We start from the raw sequence: 20,671 nt of genomic DNA, 5'->3' as shown, positions 1-20,671 counted from the left end.
TATCGGCAAGGACACATAAGATGGCAACGTTCTTTGGTGCGATCGCCGATGATTTTACCGGCGCAACCGATCTCGCTGGACTGCTCGCCAGATCAGGGGTGCCAGTGTCGCTCCGGATGGGAGTTCCCGCGGAACCACCGCAAAACAGCGCCCCGGTGGAAATCATCGCTCTCAAATGCCGTACAAGCCCCGTCGAAGAGGCTGTGCACGAGACTCAAGCGGCGCTCAGATGGCTGCAAGATGCCGGCGCGCAGCGGTTCTTCTGGAAGTACTGCTCTACCTTTGATTCAACGCCTAAAGGCAACATCGGTCCCGTCGCAGAGGCGCTGATGGAAACACTAAGCGTCAAGCAAACGATCTATTGCCCGGCCTTCCCTGAAAATGGCCGAGCAATCTTCATGGGTAATCTCTTCGTCGGCGAGCAACCGCTCTCCGAGAGCCCGATGAAGGATCATCCCCTTACCCCGATGCGCGACTCCAACCTTACACGCTTGCTCGCACCACAGGTCACGAAACCGGTCGGGCTGGCGAACCGCCTCGCTGTTGCCAGGGGCGCGGCTTCCCTTACCGAAAGGTTGTCGCAGCTCGCCGAGGACGGCGTGGCCCATGTCGTCGTCGATGCTGTGGCCAACGACGATCTCTACATCATTGCGGAAGCCTGCCAGGACATGACCCTTTTAACGGGAGGCAGTGCCGTGGCGATGCCCCTTCCCGAGCTATGGGCGAAGCAGGGTCGTCTCGCGAAGTCGACTTCCGATGCCCGTTCGTACGATCCCGGTCCCGCAATTGTTCTGTCCGGGAGCTGCTCATCGATGACCAATCGCCAAGTAGCCGACTTCCTGGCAAAGGGCGGCCCGAGCTTCAAGCTCGACCCCTTGGAGATTGCCGAGGCCGGAAATGCGAAAGTGCTAACCTGGCTGGCTGCGCAAGACTTAACAGCCACTCCCTTGATCTACGCGACGGCTGCCCCCGATGCCGTCCGCGCTGCCCAGGACCGTCTGGGTGTCGAGCGAGCCGGCTCGCTGGTCGAGGCCACGTTGGCGGCCTGCGCAGAGGAAGCGCGAAACATCGGCTACCGCCGATTTGTTGTCGCCGGCGGCGAGACCTCGGGCTCCGTGACAAAGGCTCTAGGCGTCACCCGCCTCAACATCGGGGCAGAGATCGCACCCGGCGTCCCATGGTGCTTCGCGAAGTCCCAGAACGCCCGGATCGCGATCACGCTCAAATCCGGTAATTTCGGCAATGAGGAATTCTTCTCGAAGGCCTTGGAGGTTCTCGAGCGATGACAGAAGAAGCGCGCCTGCGTGAGCAGATATGCGACCTCGCGAAGTCCTTGTTCGACCGCGGGCTGACCCACGGATCAACGGGCAACATTTCGGCCCGGACCTCCGACGGGGGTCTGTTGGTTTCCCCGACGGGGACCAGTTTCGGTCGCCTCGACCCATCGAGACTGAGCCGTTTCGACAATAAAGGACGGCATGTCGCCGGCGACAAGCCAACCAAGGAGATGCCCCTCCATACGGCGTTTTATGACACGAGGAGCCAGGCAGGCGCTGTCGTTCACCTGCATTCGTGCCACGCCGTTGCCTGGTCGATGATGCCGGACGTCAACGAGGACGACTTTCTTCCTCCGTTGACGCCCTACGCGATCATGCAGCTTGGCCGGGTCAAACTCCTGCCCTTCTTCCGACCGGGCGACCCGGCTATGGGCGACGCGGTTCGCGGGCTGGCAGGGAAGCGGACTGCCGTGATGCTGGCCAATCACGGTCCTGTTGTTGCTGGGAAGGACGTCGAGGCAGCGTGCAACGCAATTGAGGAACTCGAGGCAACGGCGCGGCTCGCGATGCTGACGTGCGGATGTCGTCCTCGCCAACTCAAGGCGGAAGAGATTCTCGACGTTGTGACGACCTTCAATGTGGAGTGGGAAGCGTGAAATTCTCGGCGAACCTCGGATTCCTCTGGAATGACCGGCCCCTGCCCGCAGCGATCAAGGCCGCTAAGGAAGCCGGTTTCGATGCCGTGGAGTGCCACTGGCCGTATACCGTGCCGGCGGAGCAAACTAAAGCGGCGTTGGAAGAAACCGGCCTCAAGATGCTTGGTTTGAACACCGTCCGCGGCGACGTGACAGTTGGCGAGAACGGCCTATCCGCGCTTCCGGGACGGGAAGAAGAGGCACGATCGGCAATCGACCAAGCCATTCTGTATGCCAACGAGATTTCGGCTAGCGCGATCCATGTGATGGCCGGAAATTCCAGTGGACCGCGCGCGCGCCAGACATTCATCGAGAACCTGACGTACGCATGCGAGCGGGCGGGACCGGACACTACGATTTTGATCGAGCCGCTCAATCACTACAACGCACCAGGGTACTTTCTAAGCACGGTGGAGCAGGCCGCCGACGTCATCCGTCAGGTCGCAAAGCCGAACCTCAAGATGATGTTCGACTTCTACCACGTTCAGATCATGGGCGGCGATGTCACTCGCCGTTTTGAGGCTGCCCTTCCCCTGATCGGCCATGTCCAGATCGCCTCTGTGCCGGATCGCGGCAGTCCGGACCACGGTGAACTTGACTACTCGTTTGCCCTCCGCCGCGTGCGTGAACTCGGCTGGTCACAGCCGATCGGTGCCGAGTATCTGCCTGCGAACGGTCCAGTACCCGATCTCGCGTGGCTTGCATCTTTCAGAGACTGACAGCGAACATCCGGGAGAGGAGAAATTCATGAGCAACAAACCGGTCATAGGCTTCATCGGCGTCGGCATGATGGGACACGGTATGGCGAAGAACATTCGCAACAAGGGCTATGAGCTCTGGTTTCTGGATCAGCGCCCCATGCCCACGCTCTTGGAGATCGGCGCGCAAAGCGCTGCAAGTCCCAAGGACATGGCAGAGAAGTGCGACATCATCCACATCTGCCTCCAGAACTCGGGTCAGGTGGAAAAGGTCGTCAAAGGCAGCGACGGTATCATTTCCGGCGCACGGCCTGGTCTAATCGTGGTCGACACATCGACCTCCGACCCCTCGTCCACACTGTTGCTGGCACAGGAACTTGAGGCAGCGGGCGCAACCCTGATCGATGCCTCGCTTGGACGCACACCTAAGGAAGCCGAGGAAGGCACGCTCGATGCCATGGTCGCGGGTAACGACGACGTGTTCGAGCGGGTAAAGCCCGTCATTGAGTGTTGGGCCGGCCGCATCATTCGAGTAGGCGCGGTCGGAAACGGGCACAAGATGAAGTTGCTGATGAACTTCATCGGAATGAGCTACGGTGCGCTTTATGCCGAAGCAGTGGTTCTCGGGGCTAAAATCGGCATCTCACCGCAGGCAATTCGTGACGTCATCACCGGCAGCCGAATGGACAGCGGTTTCTTCGGCACCTTCATGAAGTACGTTGTCGAGCGCGACCGAGACGCTCACAAATTCATGATCTCGTATGCTGCGAAGGACCTGCGTTACGTCAACAACATGGCTGCAGACTCCAAGGTGACCAGCGTGATGGCCTCGGCCGCAGTCCAGTACTACACCCATGCCGAAGCGATCGGACACGGTGGTGACTTTGTTCCGATGCTGAGCGACCTCGTTGGAAAGCTCAATGGCGTGGATATGGAAGAAGAGGTTCGAAAGGGCGCGCGCTAGAACGAGCTGCGATGGAAAAAACGAGAGCGAGCACCTGATGTCGCGCTTTGGCGGACAGCGGACAAATCACCTTCGGCGGTTTTTCGCCAAATACAGTCATGTGATCCACGGAGAGCGGTAGCCAATTGGGGGCCGGGAGCGGAATGGCAGCTTTGGGCAATAGGTGATGGGTATAGCTGACACGATGCCAACAGCAGCGGCGTGCGCCGGCCCTGTCGATCAACAGTTCGTCCACAATGCAAAAAAGGTTTACTAACATATTGACCGTCAGAACCTTCAACGAACGGGCGATCTACGGACGGGTTAGCGATGAAATCAGCCATTCGAGTTCCGTGCGAGCGGACGAGAGCACGCTTGCATAGGAACTGACGGTCGTCATGTCAGTCCCATATCTCTTGTCCATAGAGGCTGCGGAGCCCTTACCGATCATCAAGATCCTCAACGGGCTGCTTGAGGTGATGGTCCCTGACAAGTCATCACGATATTGCTCGGCTTGAGCGATGTCTTCCCGAGAAATCGGATGGTTGGGGCGTTTGAACTCAATCAGCAGATAGCTGTCAGCTAGATCCTGAGACAACAGAAGATCAGGCCGCTTCGAGGCCCGCTCGCCCGCAAATTTCTTATCACTATAGTTCGCGATGACCCGTTTCAGTGTGATGTTCGATGACATCAGAGCGTATTGGCGGCCAAGAAGCCACAAATTCGTCTCGAAGGCCTTATGGACGTCCTTTTCGAGGGTCGCTTCGTTGTCGATAAGCTCCTCGAGGTAGTCCAGAAATCTCATTCGTCTGGTCGCTTGAGCAGCTATCCCAGAGAGCTCAACCATACCAAAATCTTCAAGCGCCGCTGCAAAGGAACTGACATCTGTGCGGTCGGTGGCATTTATCCGCTCGAGTACAGCCCAGTAGGCGTCATGCTCCATGGCGTCGAGCGCAACCTCTGCGATTGTCGCAATGCGGTCTTCGCTTTCCCGATAGAATCGCTGCAGGATCCGGTGGAGGGCTTCCTCAGCGTAGCGTCGGCGGTGTTCTGGGAGGTCTTTCAGCCTAGCGTCCAACTGCTTCTTCAATCGAGCTAGCTGAAGGCTCATATCGCGAGAGTGGCTCTCCCTAAGCCCTTCTTTGACGATCGATTTCACATAGGATTGGATTTCTTGGAAAGCCTTGCTGTTCTCGACCACCCCGCCCCAATCGGCAGTTACGAAATGATCGTTACCCTCGAGATCCACCTCTCCGTAGACTCGTTTCGACAGCTTGAAGGGAATTTCCTCGTCATCATCTAGGCCGAACATCATCGGCTTCCCGACGACCTTCCCGTCCACCTTCAGCACTATACCTGGTGATTTTGGTGCTTTCTTGCCGTCTGCAATCGTAAACTTCAAGCGAACTGAGCCCCCCTCTGCAAGCGTCTTCTCGACTTCCCTTAATACGCCCGGAACATCGTCGACCGACAACTGCGCCTCATTTACGAATACCTTGAAGGCATCCTCCCGGCCGTATTCGTGCACGAGGACTTCTCGAAAACGATCGGGTGTAGGGAAATTCAATCGGCTATCAAGACCGGACAGGATGATTGTCGTGCCTGCATGAGCTTCGCCTGCATTCTCCTCGATGAATGGTAGAGGCACAGCTTCCAGGTCATTCTCATTCTCGGCCAGGACGAGCTTGTCGATCGTCAGGCTGCATTTCCGACCTCGGGCGACCGCTGAAACATCCATCCGGCTTGCCAATGACAGGCCAGCGAACTTACCGATACCCTTGCGACCCTTGACCTTCCGCTTGAGTAGAGGGGTCCGTTCGCCTGTACGTGCCCGCTTATCGCTGGCGATGTTCAGGTATTCGTTCCTCATTTCCAGAGATGTCATTCCCGAACCGTCGTCGCGGACGATAATCGGATCAGACGACATAGGCGTCGGCAATGTGATCCAGACATTTTTGGCGTCAGCGTCCCATGCGTTGTCGACCAGTTCCTTTAGGGCTGCTTCGCTCGATCGATAGGTTTCACCCAGAAGCCTTGTCAGTCGTGTATTGACCGAAAAATGCACGTCATCCATAAAACGCGTTCCCCAACCCGTATGTAAATCAGAGGTAGCAGAAGAAATAAGTCTCTGTAACCTTTGTCGATAAGCCCCCACAGGAAACAGCGCGGCGCGGCTAAGTGCGCGTCGGAACGTTTGATTTGGCGATCCACAGCCGCAGGAGAGAACAGCCGCTTCAGTGCTTCGAGAGCAGCGGTCTTCCCGGCAGCGTTATTGCCCACGAAGGCATTGGTCCCGGCCTTCAACGAAAGTTTCGTGGATACATCGCCGTAGCAACGGAAACTACGGATTGTAAGGCTCTCGAGGAACAGTAATAGCCCCAATTAGGTCACATTGAACAACCTTCATACCCAACTTCAGGTAGTGGCGCAATTCATGCCCGATGACCCCTTTGGTTCGCAGACTGATGCTGCGATCAGATGGGGAAAATGGTTAGAAACCTGTGTGTTAGCATACTTGCTGATAAAGATTTCAGCGGTAGTGACCCCCACTGTGGCAGTTGCACGCGACCGGCGAGATTGCCTGTCGAGAAATGCCATTTCCGGGATACTCCACACCGCTTTGTGGAACTCCCAGCCGATGGGTTTCTACGCGCCCGCCCAGATTGCCGGCGATGCACGCGCACGGCGTTGAGGTCCCCAGTCAGTATCAATGCAAGCCGCTGGAACTGTACCTTGGAGGCAATTCCTGGAACTCAGCGCTACGGAGTCCGCCTCGGAATACGCATAGTGAAAGGACTTGCCCTGCGCGATGCTCCCATAGCTGTCCTTAGAACATCGATTTTGCACGTCCGCAATCGTCCCCAGTCGGCCGGCCCGCAGTGATATGTAACAACTGCTAATGGCGCAAAGGCGACCTGACGCCGCCGCGTAGCGGTGTCTACTGTCGGGCGCGAGCTATCATTGCCTCTATGACCGGCATGGCGGCGCAAAGCAGTCTTGCATGTCGAGTGCGCCGAACGGCGAGTTCGGGCCCAGATGGGGTTATTCGTGTAGTCTACGAGCGTCAAACGGTAACTAAGAAGACCTGGAATTGCCTTTCGCAATAATGGATAGCGCAACAAGCGTCGAAAGGGAAACCATAGCGCCGGTTGCCACAAATATCGCCGGCACCCCGGCTACGTCGCCCACGAGCCCCAGAGCCGGACCGCTAAAAGCGAGGGCCACATCAAGACAGGCTGAGTATAAGCCCATCGCCATGCCACGGCTTTCTGGCGGCGCTGCGCGGACAACCGCTATCCCAAAGCCCGGGAAAACAAGCGAGTAGCCGAATCCCACCAACGCCGCTCCCGTCAAGGCGATGACGGGTTGCGTGGCTAGTCCCAAGGTCAACAAGCCAATAGCTTCCACGATTGCGAAGACCAGTGCAGTGACCGGCCCGCCAAGCTTGTCGGGAACATGTCCGAGGAAAATGCGACTCGCGACCAACGCCGTCGCGAAACAAGTCACCGCGAGCCAACCGTCAGCCCATTGCCGGTCTACGAACAGAAGAGCGGAGAATGCCAGAATGCTCCCGTATCCGAGACTTGCGAATGCCGAACCAAGCCCCGGAAGCCAGACTGCCTTCATGACACTGAATCTCGATGCAGAGGGTGAGGAGCGTCCCGCGACAGGCTCTAGTGGTGCGACCATTGCCGCCATTAACAGAGGTAACAAGACCGTCGCCGCAGCAATTGCGGCAAATCCCTGAATAGCAAACAACCCGCTGCCGATGGGAGCACCAGCGGCAAGTGCTCCGAACATCGCCGTCCCGATCCAGGCGATCACTTTTCCCGCGTGTTGAGGACCAACAGTCGCCAGCCCCCAAGCCACCGAGCCTGTGATGATCAGGCTCTCGCCAGCTCCGAGGACGCCCCGCCCGGCAATAAGGATAGAGGCGGACAAAAGCGGATAGCCAACGGAAATCAAGGAAGCAAAATACAGTCCGCCGGCGACGGCAGCCAGAGATAGACCCGCGATAACAGCCGTCTTGGGGCCCTTTCGGTCCGCAAAGTCCCCGGCCCATATCCTTGTCAACAGTGACGAACAGAATTGGCTGCCGGTGATCAAGCCGATTGCGAAAGTGCCAAAGCCCAAGTCGCGACTGACATGGATGGGCAGTACTGGCATTCCCATACCGGCGATGAGGAAGCCGACAAAAACAACCGCCATTTTCGGAGCGAGTGTAACGACGACATTGGCTCGAGCTGTCAATGTACGGCTCCGGGACTTCTTAGTGGCTTGGAGGAGCGTTGGTGAGTGGCGCGGCCGCGGGGCGTCGACTAGGAGCTCGCCACTGGGCGTACCCGGATGACAACATCGACGTTTGCTATCTCGAAGCCTTCGGGAGGCTCTGGGAGGTTGGCAATCGATATACCGTCGCGATCGATATCGCGGATCTCGCCCCTGCCCTCAAGGTAGAAGTGGTGGTGATCCGAGGTGTTCGTATCGAACCACGTGCGCGCGCCTTCGACAGCGAGAATCCGAACCAGCCCGGCTTGGGTGAAATCGTTAAGGGCGTTGTATACCGTTGCAACCGACAGCACGATTCCTCGCGCCAGCACCTCAGCATGCAGCTCCTCGGCGGTAACATGGCGATGGCCCTCCGCGAAGAGAAGCTTGAACAGCGCGATGCGTTGCTCCGTAGGTCTCAGCCCCACGGCACGCAGGTCCTTGGCGATCGAGGATGTTCGTTCCATTGTGAGCGTCCAAAATCCACTTTGGGCTCGTTGTAGCAGATATCGGACGCACAGCACGCCGGTGAGACATAGAGCTTCGCACTACATATAATATGGCATTATAACCATGCGCTGACCCATGCCGTGCATGGGTAGGCGCGTCGACGATCCTTCCCTATCAAGATTGATCGGGAGGCCGGATGCAGAAGCCGGTCACCGAACTGGTGCTGTTTGCGATGGAGGTTGCAGATAGCTGCTCAGATTCTGGAGGAGACATAATGAGCGGTACGGAAGGCAAGCGCCGATTGGGCGCTGGTGCAATTGGGAATTTTGGCGAGATCTATGATTTTGCCGTGTTCGGATTTTCGGTCCCAATTCTCTCACAACACTTTTTCCCGAAAAGCGACCCGACTGCGGCGCTCCTAAGCACCTTCGCCGTTTACGCGGTGGCGTTCTTTGCTCGTCCTATCGGCGGGTTGGTGTTCGGATACCTCGCAGACCGGATCGGCCGCGTGAAGGTTCTTGCCATCACGATCTGGCTCATGGCCGCGGGAACAGCCGTCATCGGGCTCTTGCCAACATACGCCTCCATCGGCGTCTTTGCGCCAGCTCTGCTGGTACTTTGCCGACTGGCCCAAGGGTTTGCCCTCGGTGGAGAAACAACCGGGAGCACAAGCTACATCCTGGAATCGGCCCCTGACGATAGTCGCGGATGGTGGGTCGGCATCATTTGGTTTTTCGCGCATATTCCCAACGCGCTCGTTGCCCTGATGCTGGCTGGCCTTCAGTTTGTTGCCGGCGAGGAACTGTATGGCGATTGGCTATGGAGAGTGCCGTTCATTCTCGGCGGCCTGATTGGCGTGATCGGTTTCTGGTTGCGCCGTAGCCTGGATGATCCGGAAGAGTACAAGGCGGCCATGCGAGAAAGAAAAGATACGAACAGCTTCCGCTCGATGGCTCGCGCTGGTGGGTATAAACCGGTCCTGTACGTCTTGATGGTCCAACCGGTCCAAACCGTTGGATCTTACCTTCTTCTCGGCTTCATGTACGCATTCCTGGTCAAGGAAGCTCACCTTCATCCGACGGATGCCCTGATGACCAACGCAGCAGCGATCCTGGCGCTTTCTGCCATCATTCCAGTTGCCGGCCGGCTAAGCGACCGGATTGGGCGTAAGAAGGTTTTCACTCTTGGGGCTGTCTGGATTCTGATTGCCGCCTATCCCGCCGTCATGTTGGCTTCGACAGGCAATCTGGCAAACGCATTCATCGGTCAGTTGCTGTTGGCTGTCGGTATCGGCATCTACAACGGGGCAGCGTTTCCGGCTGCAGCGGAATTCTTCCCGACCTCGTATCGCGCGACCGGACATGCGATCGCCTACCAACTCGCAGTGGCCATCTTCGGCGGCACGACACCATTGATCGCCACTTGGCTGGTTAGCAGTACTGGCTCACCGCTTGCGCCCGGTCTGTATGTAACTGCCATTGCCCTCATTGGGTTGATATTGGTTCAGTTCGTTCCCGAGACCAAGGGTATCCGCTTGCGAACAGCTTCTGCTTCGGACGAGGAAGCCGGGGTGTTGGCCTCTGGTGCGGCCTCAGCAAAGACCTGAAAAGCCTCCCCGACCTCATTTGAGGTTCCAAAACAGTTCCACTGCGGGCGGCCGATGGTCGCCCGCAATGCGTTTTGAGCCGCAACAGGAAAGCGCGCAAAAGCTCATCTAGGGCGAAAACCAAAACACAGTGCCAACGAGAAGAGAGAGCATCGTGGACATCGTCAACGCGTTGCACAAGCGCGCAATCGCCAAGGTGCACCATGGCTCGAGACTTCAACTTGCCTATCCTCGATTAATGAATTTCCCTCATAACCGCTAGCGAACCAGCCGATCTAATCCAGGAGGCCGGCGTCCATTACATCTCCGCAAGGTAGTCAAACCATCGGAGATCGACATGACCACACCTAACGAAGACCTCAATCTTGGCACACCCGACGAAGGACGCCGCACCTTGCTGAAGATGACGGGTGTCGGAATCGCAGCGCTTGGCGTCGCGTCAGTCGCCGGTACGCCGACCTTTGCCCAAGCCAATTCCGAGTGGGACAAAGTCTTCTCCAAGAGCGAAAAGGTCGATCACCAGAAGGTAAGTTTCAAGAACCGCTACGGCATCACACTGGCAGCCGATCTTTACCTACCAAAGGACCGGGGCAACCAACAGCTGCCTGCCATCGTCGTGAGTGGACCGTTTGGAGCCGTGAAGGAGCAGTCTTCGGGTCTCTATGCGCAGAGCATGGCCGAACGCGGCTTTGTCACCCTGGCATTCGACCCGTCCTATACCGGAGAAAGTGGGGGTGAACCGCGTAACGTCGGCTCTCCCGATATCAACACCGAGGATTTCAGCGCAGCCGTGGACTTCATTGGTCTGCGGCCCGAGGTCAACCGCGATCGGATCGGTGTTATCGGTATTTGCGGCTGGGGTGGCATGGCATTGAATGCCGTCGCCGTGGACAAGCGCGTCAAGGCCGTGGTGGCCAGCACGATGTATGACATGACGCGCGTCATGTCCAAGGGCTATAACGACAGCGTGACGCTTGAGCAGCGTACGAAGGCACTGGAGCAACTAAGCCTGCAGCGTTGGGCAGATGCGGAAAAAGGCACGCCCGCTTACCAGCCACGCTACAATGAGCTTAAAGGTGGCGAGGCGCAGTTCTTGGTCGACTACCACGACTATTACATGACGCCACGCGGATACCATGCCCGCGCCGTCAACTCAGGCAACTCCTGGACGCAGACCACGCCGATATCATTCATGAACATGCCGATATTGAGCTACATCGCGGAAATCTCGCCGCGTCCGGTTCTGTTCATCCATGGGGAGAAGGCACATTCGCGGTATTTCAGCGAAACCGCCTACGCCAACGCGGCAGAGCCGAAGGAGTTAATGATCATCCCGGGTGCGAACCACACAGACCTTTACGACAAGGTCGACGTGATCCCGTTCGATAAGTTGCAATCTTTCTTCGAGCAGCATCTCAGCGCCTAACTGGAAACCAAATGAATGGCCGCTCGATCTACTCACCGTTCGTCGGGCGGCCAATGCGCATTGAGTCGGGGCGCGTGGTCGCATTGCCGGCGTGGTCATTTCCACCGACTCCGTTCAGCCGTAAAGTATCGACATGTCTTGTATTCTTCGCAGGCGATCAATTCCGACTAAAGCGTTCACGGCACTTGTGAGATAAGCGCCCTCGCCTCATCGCCTTCCTTCTTGGTCATAGTAGGCAACAGGGTCATGTAGTCCCGCTTGCCCATGAGGCGGCGCACCTCAGCGATATTCGAGCCGTCGAGACCGTAGACGTACTTCCGCCCCTGCCCGATCACGGCTTCGTTCGTGGACCGGACAATTTTTCCAGTCGGCATCCGGCGAAACCACTCCCCGAAATCCTTTTGCATGGAAGGCGACGAACAGGTGTCGCGGTCCAATTGGGATAGCAAAGTGCCCATCTGGCCGCTTGAGCCCATTGGTCATCACAAACGGATGGTCTGAGGTCATGAAGGGCCGCTTCACACGGCTGCTCTCGAATATCCCCTTCTTCCGGTGCTCGTCAAACGCCTGAGCTGGTGATGCCTAGTGGAAGCCCTGATGGTCCCCGCTCTGCTCCGCCGTTCAGCCAAGTTCCGTAGATCGCTCACCGAAGGCTCCCTCCTTGTTTCCCCCTGACATTCGATCGGTCGCAAGCGCGACGGTTCGGTCACTTGTTAGCCGTTCCCGGGATGTCGACGACCTATTTGAATAGCAAAGTGTCGGCTTCAGCCCTGCAATGACCAGATATTTCCTGGGCACGCCTATGTGAAGACAATGGAACTCGGCATCGGCGTCTTGATTCCCCACCCACTCCAGGCTCATTCTAAAGTTGAATTAGCAAAGTGATTCGTATTCGTCAGGTGGTAGCCGATGTTTGATGGAATACAGTACTTCCCCGCTATGAGCACGCGAGCGCACGAGCAACTTGCTTACGCAAAATGCCCCTCGTCCGTTAAGGATCGCATGGTCCCGATTGTCACGCTCACCCGCTATGATCGGGAAGAAACGCTCGAGGAAACCGCTTCAATTCTCTTGAACGATCTGGACGGCAGGCCTGCAATTGTAGACTTCGACCCGCTTCCACGGGAAATGACCTCGGCGGAGGAAGCTGCGGAACGTCGCAGGCGCAAGCAGGAAGTTCGCGCGGCCACTGGACAGCAGGAGGCGCGTGCGCGCTCGCCGAAAGAACTCGCCAACGACGCCGAGCGGAGGCGCAAAACGGCGGCGTTCAATGGGGATATCCACAACCTCACCGATCCCCGGCAGGGACCGATCCGCTGGGTCGAGATGATCTCGGAATTTCCCGAGTTGCTGCCAATTCTCGGGCATGGAAGTCGCGATGTCATACAAGGACAGTTGGATGTCATCGGCCGCAAAGGAACGCGTGGCGCGCTGCGCCTCGACCCTCGTCAGCCGTACGCGTCGACAGCGATTTCCGGGAGCCTCGGATCAATCCGAGATCACATAGAGTCATTGCTGATCATCGTGGATCTCAAGAGCATCCGCGGAGAAGCCACCGCTTCCATCGCGGCGGCGAAGTCTTTCCTTGCCCAGCTCTATGAAGGTCTCGACAACGACGCCGATCACATGGAGGTCGTTCTGTTATCCAACAGCTTCCCTCCTGCTAAAAGCTCTCTGAGGGACTTGTCGCGTACGCTGCACATGGACGAAATCCGCGTCCACCGTGAGATCACAGGGACCTTCCCGGGGCGTTATGGAGACTACATGTCGGTTCCGCCTCGAAAAGGTAGCAGTAGAGGCGGCAACGGATGGTTCCCGCATGTGGACCTGGTCACCCCGTCGGCGTGGCACATCGGTCTTTACGAAAACAACAGCGATAAATGGAAGTATATCGACGCGTCCATTGACACCGTCGGTGGAGAGAATTGGGCAAGCCGGGCCGATTGCTGGGGAACGTCGGTGATCAAACGCGTCGCTGAGGAGAGGACTCTGCAGATCGACGGGAAAAATTTCACCAGCCCCACAGGGTGGATATCCGTGAGGGCAAACCAGCACCTTACGCAGATGGCGCTGAACAGATAATCGCGTTCCGCCCAAAAGCACTGTCGGCGAACTCAGCCCCGAGCGTGGCCCGAAGCTTCAACATCCGCTTGGCACACGCCGAAATGTCCTTGCGCGACAGACGCCTCACCGAGCTGTCGACCAAATCCGCATAGGTCGCGGTCCGCATGCCTTTGTCGATCCCGTGCACCGACATCATTGCGAGGATTTCGTCACGCTCGAGCACCTCGACGAGTGCCCTGGTGTCCCGGGATCGGTTAAGCCTCCCCTTCTTTGCGACAGTGAGCTTCAAGGAACCACTTTCGCTTTCGGAAGAAGCCATGATCGACCACCAATCTGGAACGATCAGTTTCGCCTTTTCAAGATGCCGTTCACCTACGACCAGCGTCATGCGATCGGCGATTAGACCGAACATCTCAGCCTGGCGTGGCAGCCGATCCAGCGTGTCCTTATCGCTTTTGATTTCATAGCCTTCGATCAGGCCATTGATGACGGCGACGTCCATTCTCGAACTTCCTCGAGAAACCTTGAGTTCATCGACAATCACCGCGTCCTCGCCTGCGTGAGCGACGGCGAGCCTCGCCCGGACTGCCTGGCGGATCATGTTGTCGTCAGTGACAAGGCTTGTACTTTTTCGCACGCTTTCAGCTCCCCAGCCATGGTCATCCGGCGTTTTGCCGCAGTCAATCGCCGATTGGTCCAGGCTGCGGGGCTGTATGGGGGAAAGCGTCGCGGTTTCAAAATCACGATCTGTTTCGAGTCTGCCAAAAAACAGTTAACGATACGTGCGTTTAGCCCACCGACGCGAATGTCCACGCAAATCTTTGGGTTCTGTCCGGTTAGCCAATCGCAAGTTGAGTGGAGACTATGCTATCTAGGCGTATCGCAAGCGTCGAGATATGCCGAATGTTCATCTCCCGGATTCAAATAGAAAATTTCCGCAATTTTTACGAACTCGACGTCGAGCTGAAAGGCAATGTTGTCGTGGTCGGCGAGAATAAGGTCGGTAAGAGCAATTTGCTTCATGCAATGCGTCTCATTTTCGATCCGTCCCTCCCCGACAGTGCGAGAGAACTCGGCCTAGCCGATTTTTGGGACGGGCTCGACGGACCGGGAGAGGATGACGAGATACGCGTCTCGGTCGATATCAAAGACTTCGAAGGAGACATGGACCTATTGGCGGTTCTGTCCGAATTCCGACTCCCGAAAGACCCTCACACCGTCCGGCTGAGCTACGTATGCCGGCGACTTCCCACCCAAAATGGCCCGCCCGCGAAAGACGACGACCTCGAGTTCCTCTGTTTCGGCGGCGACGATGAGCGCAAGAAATTCGGCCATGAGGTTAGGCGACGGCTGACGATGGATGTCCTACCCGCCCTGCGTGACGCCGAGGGCGATTTGTCAAGTTGGAGGCGGTCACCGCTCCGGCCGCTTATCGAAGAGGCCTTCGCGGCTATTGACGAGGCAGACCTCGATACAATCTCCGATTCCATCCAAGAAGCGACCGACAAGCTCACCGAATTCCAGAGCGTCGGCGACATCGAGGACAATCTGGCGACATTGCTGCTGGCGATGAGCGGTCCCAAGCAGAACATTCGGCCCAAACTCGGTATCGGTGCCACTGAAATCACCCGGCTCTACCGCAACATCCGTCTGCTTATAGACGATGGGAAGCGGGCGATCGGTGATGCCAGTCTGGGTTCGGCGAACATCGTGTTCCTGGCCCTGAAGTCGCTCGATCTTGCCCGGTTGATTCGAGAAAACAAACGGGATCATACGATCCTCGCCATCGAAGAGCCGGAGGCCCACCTCCACCCTCACCTTCAGCGGTCCGTCTACCGAAATCTGTTCGAGTCCGCCATCGGCCCGGAGGAAACCTCCCCGATGTCTGTCTTCCTGACCACCCATTCGCCGCACATTGCCAGCGTCGCGCCCCTCCGGTCGATTCTCCTGCTTCGAGACAAGACGGGAAACGGCACAACCGGGCGGTCTACGGCGACAATCCCGCTCTCGGTCGACGACGTCGACGATCTCACCCGATACATGGACGTAACCAGAGCCGAGATGCTTTTCGCACGCGGGATCATCCTCGTTGAAGGGGACGCCGAGAAATTCCTTCTTCCGGTTTTCGCCGAGGCTCTGGGGCATTCGCTCGACAAGCTTGGCATCAGTGTCTGTTCGGTTTCCGGGACGAACTTTCTGCCATACGCCAAGGTTCTTTCAGGTCTGGAAATCCCCTATGCGGTCATCTCCGACTGGGACCCCTCTCCAGGGAAGCAAGCTCTCGGGATCAATCGAGGCAAAAAGCTCGTTGTTACCGCTGAGAAAATAAGGACGAGGGCCGCGCCGGTCGCGTTGAAGGCCGAACTCGATGGCATGACGGACGATAACTCCCTGCGCAAGCGGTTCAAGGACTTCGGTGTCTTCATGAACTGGCAGACGCTGGAACTCGACATGTACGACGGCGACGACTTCTGGAAGGAAATCCTGGCCACGTTGACAGAAGCGAAACTATCGGCGGCCAAACAGGCCCTCATCGATTCCTGGGTGGCCGAACCGGACGACATGGACGGCGTTGAGCTTCTCAAGATGATCGAAACCATCGGAAAGGGGCGGTTTGCACAACGGCTGGCGTCGCGCATCGAAGGGGTGAAGCCTCCGAAATATGTCGAGCAGGCGATCGAGTATGTGGTGAAACGTGTCTAGTTCCCGGCGATACGCGCATGTTGCGGAGGACCTGCGTGAAAACCCGGGTCAGTGGGCCGCTTATCAGTCCACCGGGCATTGCGTCATGCTGGCGGGGCCAGGCAGCGGGAAAACCAAAACCCTTACCCTGAAGATGGCGCGGATGCTGGTGGAGGATGTCCAAGAGCCCAGAGGCATTGCCTGCATCACATACAATAATGAATGCGCGCGTGAGCTTGAAAGCCGCCTCTCGGACCTCGAAGTCGAGCCCGGCGGGCGCGTGTTTATCGGAACCGTACATTCCTTTTCGCTGACCCAGATCATCCTTCCATATGCGAAAACCGCCCGGATGGGGCTGCCCAATGACTTCCGGGTTGCTACCCGCAAAGAGCGCGCGGTGGCTTTGGAGCGGGCATACAACAAGGTGATTGGCGGAAGGGACAACCCGCAAGACCTAGACCAGACGATGAGTTCGTACCGAAGGAGGACCCTCAACCGCAAGAGCGAAGCTTGGCAGAGCGATCCGCAAATGGCGGCCCTGATCGAGGAATTCGAACGACAGCTTCGATTGCTAGGATGCATCGATTTCGACGACATGCCCTTGTTGGCCGTCAGAGCGCTGCACAACAATGACTGGCTGCAGAAGGCACTGCTGGCCAAGTATCCAATTCTCGTTGTCGATGAGTATCAGGACCTCGGCAGAGCACTCCATCGAATGGTTCTCGGCCTTTGCTTCAGCACAGGGATGCGTCTGTTTGCTGTGGGGGACGCCGACCAGTCCATCTATGCGTTCAACGGGGCGAACCCCAAACTCCTCCAGGAACTATCTCAACGTGGAGACGTCGAAACCGTACGGCTTCGTCTCAACTATCGATCTGGATCTGAGATCGTCCGCGCTTCGAGTTTCGCGCTTGGACAGCAGCGCGACTATGAAGCAGCGGCGGGGGCCGAAATCGGCGTCGTCTATTTTCACCCAATGACGGGCAGCTACGAAAATCAGGCGCTCGACGTTTTCAGGACGATCCTGGCGGACATAGAAAAGCGAGATCCAGACCTCAAACTCGGCGACATCGCAATAATTTACCCTGAGGCTTGGATGGGTGATGGGATAGCAAACATCGCTCAGAGGGCCGGCATATCCTTCATAAGGGCAGATAAGAAAGCGCTCTATCCGCGCGCAAGCCCGCTTATGCGCTGGCTGGAGCGATGTGCAGTCTGGTGCGTCAACGGATGGGAAACGGGGTCACCGCGTTTTAGCCAAATCGTGCGCGAGGGTTCTCGCTTTTTCGCCGAAGCGATAGCGACACCGGAAGCCAAGACCATGTTCCAGGGCCGCCTCGTCCAAACTTTGTGGAAGAGGCGTGAGGGATCGGCGTTGCTGTTCGACTGGATGTCGGCGATCCGCTCGGAAATCATTTCCGAGATGGTTGAGAAATGCCGCGGGGTTAAAGACGAAGCTGAAGTCCTGGACACATTCATATTGCGCACCGCGCCAGGCGGCGACTGCGCGGCAATGACACTGGAGCAGTTCGCAGGCCAGACCAATCAGTCCGGCAGCTTGAATTTATCGACACTTCACAGTGCGAAAGGTCGCGAGTTCCGTTATGTCGTCCTATTTGGAATGGATAAGGGGCGGATACCCCGCGCGGATGCCACCGAGGAAGCCCGACGCTTGTTCTATGTCGGCTTCACACGCGCCAAGCGAGAGGTTCACATAGTCTATACCAAGACTAAACCGTCTCCATTCGTGCTTGAGGTGCAAAAGCGGCTCGACGACGGAAAATCTTGAAGAACGATCGGTCGGCTCCCGAAATCGAAAACACAATACACATCTTGTGTCGGGTCGCCGCCACAGGCCCGCGAAGCCTGATGCCGGCGTTTCGAAAACCTCACAAAGCCATGCCCGTCATTGCTCGGTGGCCTCTCGGCGCGATCCACGTCGTATCGTCATTTCCAGCGATACCGTTCCTCCCTCCAATGTCCAGATGTCTTGTACCCTTCGCGGGCGATCGTTTCGACGATAGCATTGGTCGCAATGAGGGCTGAACACGCAAAGCACTCGCGTGACGCCTGAGGTTTGCCATCTTTAATGTACGTTGCTTCTACTGAGTATCGGCTCAGCATCTGGTGCGTATAAAGTTCAATTCGGCCGGACTGTTCGGCCGTAATCCAGAAAACAGGTCTCCAGTCGCTGGCGTTGCCGTAGGCGTCGAAATTTAGCTTCGCGAACCTCTGCTCGATTAGTAGTGCTCCCAATTTTCGTCCATTTCAGGCTCGGCGAAACCGCGACGTAAACGTCCCCAAGCGCGGAAGCCCTTTTGAGATAGCCCAGTGTTGCGGGCTTGCATTGGACGCAGTGTCCGTGCCGTGTACGTAACCGATGTCCTCCGGAGCCACATGGCACACCAATCACGAGTACCTTGCCGACTGCCTTCGCCTCGTCCTTTACTTCTTTGATAGAACGACCCTTAGCGTCGAACACATCATCCGCACCAAGTCCCTGCGTTTTCAGAAATAGAAGTTCGGACTTTGACAGCACTCCGCATCCCTCCCACCGCAACTATTTGGGTCGGCACTCAGCCGATCGTAGCCAGCCTTTTTTCTCCATCGCGGAGCGTATTCTTTAAACTTCGGCTGTCTTGGCGATAATCTCAACGTCCCGCGGTGAAGATCGTCCGAAAAAGCGCTCGTGGTTCAATCGTGTTCGCCAATGAACTCCTAAGTTCCAAGCGAACTTCAGTCCTTCCATATTTCATAGACTTCGGCTGGCCCTTCCATTTCTCGTACGCCCTTGAATGACGGATGTCGAAGCTTTCCGTCTCGCGTCCAAGCGCGATACTCGATGTCGGCGACCAGGAGTGGCCGCGCGAAAACGGCTCCTTTGCGCCTCAACTCTGCCGCCGGGTTATCGGCTGGAATCGCATTAAGCAGTTCGCAAAGCTTCGCCGACTCCTGATTGCTCCAACCCGTGCCGCAGCCGCCTACATAGACGAGGCCGTCGCCCTTCTTTGCCGCCAACAGAAGTCGACCGATTGCGCCGGGGACAGTCGAAGGCTCGTAGCCGACGATCACAAATGTGTCGCGACGGGAGCATTTGATTTTCAGCCACTCCGGCCGCCGGCCCGACCGGTAGGGCTTATCCCGGCGCTTCGCGATGATGCCTTCTAGCCCAAGCTCGCACGCCACACGAAAGAATTCCTCGCCATCGGCGTTGACCTCCTCCGAGAAGCGTATTGCGCCCGTGCGGCCGGCGACGATCGGCTCCAAACGGCGACGGCGCTCAGACAGCGGCAGTTCTCGCAGGTCATGACCATCGAGATAGAGGACATCAAAGGCATAGAAAATGATCTCGTCGGCATCGTGGAGGCTCGGGTTTTTACCTACAGCCCGTTGCAACAATCCGAAATCCGAGCGCCCCTGATCGTCGAGAACGACCGCCTCGCCATCTAGGATCAAAGATTCATGGCCTAGCTGCTGCGCCTCGGCAACGATCGATCGAAACTTTACGGTCCAGTCGTAGCCGCCCCGCGTAATCGCCCTCACCTCGCCTGGCTCAACATACACGCCGAGCCGGTAGCCATCCCACTTCACCTCGAAGACCCAATCCGGACCTTTCGGTGGCTTGTCGACGAGGATTGCGACACAGGGATCGACCCGGCGAGGCATAGGATCAGCCGACGGCGCAGGGGGCGGTTTCCGATTTCGTGTTTTAGCCATTCCGCATTTACGCATGAAATGGCGACTACGCCCCAATAAATTAGCTGATACTTGCGAATGAAATCAGAGCATGCACATTGCTACGCATCGTTGCGTTCTTTGGCCTGCACCTGACCTTCCCGCAACTTGTGTCTCCCGTCGTCGAAGATGGGCGGCCCTGACCGCGTTTCTGGTGCTCTCGCTACTTTTATGTTGGACGGCTCAGCTAGCGTCACAGATGCGTTCAACGGACTGGCCGCATCGCCCAGCCACAGTTCCGACTCAAGGATTGATCCATCGGGAGGTCATCAGTGCACCGAAATGGCTATATTCGAAAACGGCGCGACGGTTGTCGGCGCGCCGTAGCTCGAACCAGTCCAGGGACTCGGCACGGAAGCTTACAACGCCGAAGAAGGCCTTCCCATCAGCTTCTCCCCCCGCCGAAACCGGTTCATCGTTGCCGGTCTCATCTCCCGGCGGGCCACCCGCGTAGGTGCTTCGCGTCCAGGCGGAAAGCTCACTCCATGCCTTCTCGGCGCGATCGCTGCCAGGTGGATGAAGACGGACCGACCCGACAAGGCGGAGTTGAACTCGGGTCGATACGGAGAAGCCGAGGATTGTGACGGTGGGATTGCGAGATAGTTCGAGCCATTTAGGGCTACGTGTATCGGTATGAATTTCGATAAGACGAGCCGCCGTATCTACCCGCCGGAGCACGACCATGCGCGCCTGCGGGCGGCCTGCCGCATCAACAGAACACAGGTTGATGAACCTGAACCCAGACTGCGGTGCGCGGCGGCAATCACGGTGAGATTCAGCGTCAATCAGGATGAGACTCGGCGGCGGGGGTGTGACGAAGGGAGGG

At 57.4% G+C, this 20,671-nt stretch carries 17 protein-coding genes and 1 pseudogene; 10 read left to right on the top strand and 8 right to left on the bottom strand.

The genetic code is table 11. The features are described 5' to 3' along the window. Nucleotides 1-20: 20 nt before the first annotated feature. From otnK to AC3WWH_RS32850, 4 genes are read left to right on the top strand one after another with little or no spacing between them, the layout of a single operon-like run. Nucleotides 21-1,286 (top strand): 3-oxo-tetronate kinase, encoded by a 1,266-nt coding sequence (gene otnK / locus AC3WWH_RS32865; RefSeq protein WP_492377557.1) that lies wholly within the window; start codon nucleotides 21-23, stop codon nucleotides 1,284-1,286. Next, nucleotides 1,283-1,933 (top strand): 3-oxo-tetronate 4-phosphate decarboxylase, encoded by a 651-nt coding sequence (otnC, locus tag AC3WWH_RS32860; protein ID WP_492377556.1) that lies wholly within the window; start codon nucleotides 1,283-1,285, stop codon nucleotides 1,931-1,933. The genes otnK and otnC overlap by 4 nt, the downstream gene beginning before the upstream one ends. Further along, the gene (locus AC3WWH_RS32855; protein WP_492377555.1) at nucleotides 1,921-2,691 is read left to right on the top strand and encodes a hydroxypyruvate isomerase family protein; all 771 of its coding nucleotides are present in this window, start codon (nucleotides 1,921-1,923) and stop codon (nucleotides 2,689-2,691) included. Before otnC ends, AC3WWH_RS32855 begins: the two co-directional genes overlap by 13 nt. A gap of 28 nt (nucleotides 2,692-2,719) precedes the next feature. After that, nucleotides 2,720-3,634 (top strand): NAD(P)-dependent oxidoreductase, encoded by a 915-nt coding sequence (locus tag AC3WWH_RS32850; protein WP_492377554.1) that lies wholly within the window; start codon nucleotides 2,720-2,722, stop codon nucleotides 3,632-3,634. Nucleotides 3,635-3,926: 292 nt separating this feature from the next. On the opposite strand, the gene AC3WWH_RS32845 is transcribed toward AC3WWH_RS32850, so the two are convergent. Continuing rightward, nucleotides 3,927-5,687: an ATP-binding protein gene (locus AC3WWH_RS32845; protein ID WP_492377553.1), complete on the bottom strand. Its 1,761-nt coding sequence runs from the start codon at nucleotides 5,685-5,687 to the stop codon at nucleotides 3,927-3,929. Beyond that, nucleotides 5,651-5,995, bottom strand: a complete 345-nt coding sequence (locus AC3WWH_RS32840; protein ID WP_492377552.1) for an AAA family ATPase — start codon at nucleotides 5,993-5,995, stop codon at nucleotides 5,651-5,653. Before AC3WWH_RS32840 ends, AC3WWH_RS32845 begins: the two co-directional genes overlap by 37 nt. 207 nt (nucleotides 5,996-6,202) lie before the next feature. Between AC3WWH_RS32840 and AC3WWH_RS32835 the strand changes: the two are divergent. Further along, nucleotides 6,203-6,427, top strand: a pseudogene (locus tag AC3WWH_RS32835) (helix-hairpin-helix domain-containing protein); the annotation flags it as partial. Nucleotides 6,428-6,688: 261 nt separating this feature from the next. On the opposite strand, the gene AC3WWH_RS32830 reads toward AC3WWH_RS32835, so the two are convergent. Further along, on the bottom strand, nucleotides 6,689-7,864 hold the full coding sequence (locus AC3WWH_RS32830) for an arabinose transporter (RefSeq protein ID WP_492377551.1): 1,176 nt from the start codon (nucleotides 7,862-7,864) through the stop codon (nucleotides 6,689-6,691). A 68-nt stretch (nucleotides 7,865-7,932) separates the two neighbouring features. After that, nucleotides 7,933-8,349 (bottom strand): iron response transcriptional regulator IrrA, encoded by a 417-nt coding sequence (irrA, locus tag AC3WWH_RS32825; protein ID WP_492377550.1) that lies wholly within the window; start codon nucleotides 8,347-8,349, stop codon nucleotides 7,933-7,935. Nucleotides 8,350-8,528: 179 nt separating this feature from the next. On the opposite strand from irrA, the gene AC3WWH_RS32820 reads away from it, so the two are divergent. Together AC3WWH_RS32820 and AC3WWH_RS32815 are read left to right on the top strand one after the other, a co-directional pair. After that, complete coding sequence (locus tag AC3WWH_RS32820; protein WP_492377549.1) at nucleotides 8,529-9,938, top strand: MFS transporter; 1,410 nt, start codon at nucleotides 8,529-8,531, stop codon at nucleotides 9,936-9,938. A gap of 337 nt (nucleotides 9,939-10,275) precedes the next feature. Further along, on the top strand, nucleotides 10,276-11,364 hold the full coding sequence (locus AC3WWH_RS32815) for an alpha/beta hydrolase (RefSeq protein ID WP_492377548.1): 1,089 nt from the start codon (nucleotides 10,276-10,278) through the stop codon (nucleotides 11,362-11,364). Between the two features lie 176 nt (nucleotides 11,365-11,540). Here the strand turns inward: AC3WWH_RS32815 and AC3WWH_RS32810 are convergent, their stop codons facing one another. Continuing rightward, nucleotides 11,541-11,822, bottom strand: a complete 282-nt coding sequence (locus tag AC3WWH_RS32810) for a hypothetical protein (protein ID WP_492377547.1) — start codon at nucleotides 11,820-11,822, stop codon at nucleotides 11,541-11,543. A 451-nt stretch (nucleotides 11,823-12,273) separates the two neighbouring features. Here AC3WWH_RS32810 and AC3WWH_RS32805 point away from each other — a divergent pair, with 451 nt between their 5' ends. Beyond that, nucleotides 12,274-13,446 (top strand): beta family protein, encoded by a 1,173-nt coding sequence (locus AC3WWH_RS32805; RefSeq protein ID WP_492377546.1) that lies wholly within the window; start codon nucleotides 12,274-12,276, stop codon nucleotides 13,444-13,446. Here the strand turns inward: AC3WWH_RS32805 and AC3WWH_RS32800 are convergent. Further along, nucleotides 13,421-14,029, bottom strand: a complete 609-nt coding sequence (locus AC3WWH_RS32800) for a sce7726 family protein (protein WP_492377545.1) — start codon at nucleotides 14,027-14,029, stop codon at nucleotides 13,421-13,423. The two genes, AC3WWH_RS32805 and AC3WWH_RS32800, sit on opposite strands and share 26 nt — an antisense overlap. A 302-nt stretch (nucleotides 14,030-14,331) precedes the next feature. On the opposite strand from AC3WWH_RS32800, the gene AC3WWH_RS32795 reads away from it, so the two are divergent. Further along, on the top strand, nucleotides 14,332-16,131 hold the full coding sequence (locus tag AC3WWH_RS32795; protein WP_492377544.1) for an ATP-dependent nuclease: 1,800 nt from the start codon (nucleotides 14,332-14,334) through the stop codon (nucleotides 16,129-16,131). Continuing rightward, nucleotides 16,124-17,899, top strand: coding sequence for an ATP-dependent helicase (locus AC3WWH_RS32790; protein WP_492377543.1), 1,776 nt, complete (start codon nucleotides 16,124-16,126; stop codon nucleotides 17,897-17,899). Before AC3WWH_RS32795 ends, AC3WWH_RS32790 begins: the two co-directional genes overlap by 8 nt. Before the next feature lie 947 nt (nucleotides 17,900-18,846). Here the strand turns inward: AC3WWH_RS32790 and ligD are convergent. Both ligD and AC3WWH_RS32780 read right to left on the bottom strand, forming a co-directional pair. Beyond that, complete coding sequence (gene ligD / locus AC3WWH_RS32785; RefSeq protein ID WP_492377542.1) at nucleotides 18,847-19,827, bottom strand: non-homologous end-joining DNA ligase; 981 nt, start codon at nucleotides 19,825-19,827, stop codon at nucleotides 18,847-18,849. A gap of 261 nt (nucleotides 19,828-20,088) precedes the next feature. Further along, a complete protein-coding gene (locus tag AC3WWH_RS32780) occupies nucleotides 20,089-20,637 on the bottom strand; it encodes a pyridoxamine 5'-phosphate oxidase family protein (protein WP_492377566.1) in 549 nt (182 codons plus the stop codon). Between the last annotated feature and the right edge of the window lie 34 nt (nucleotides 20,638-20,671).

This window comes from Ensifer sp. EB106-03-01-XG145 (assembly GCF_058792075.1).
Note: the sequence above shows the minus strand (reverse complement) of the source record. Positions and strands in the feature narration are given on the sequence as shown.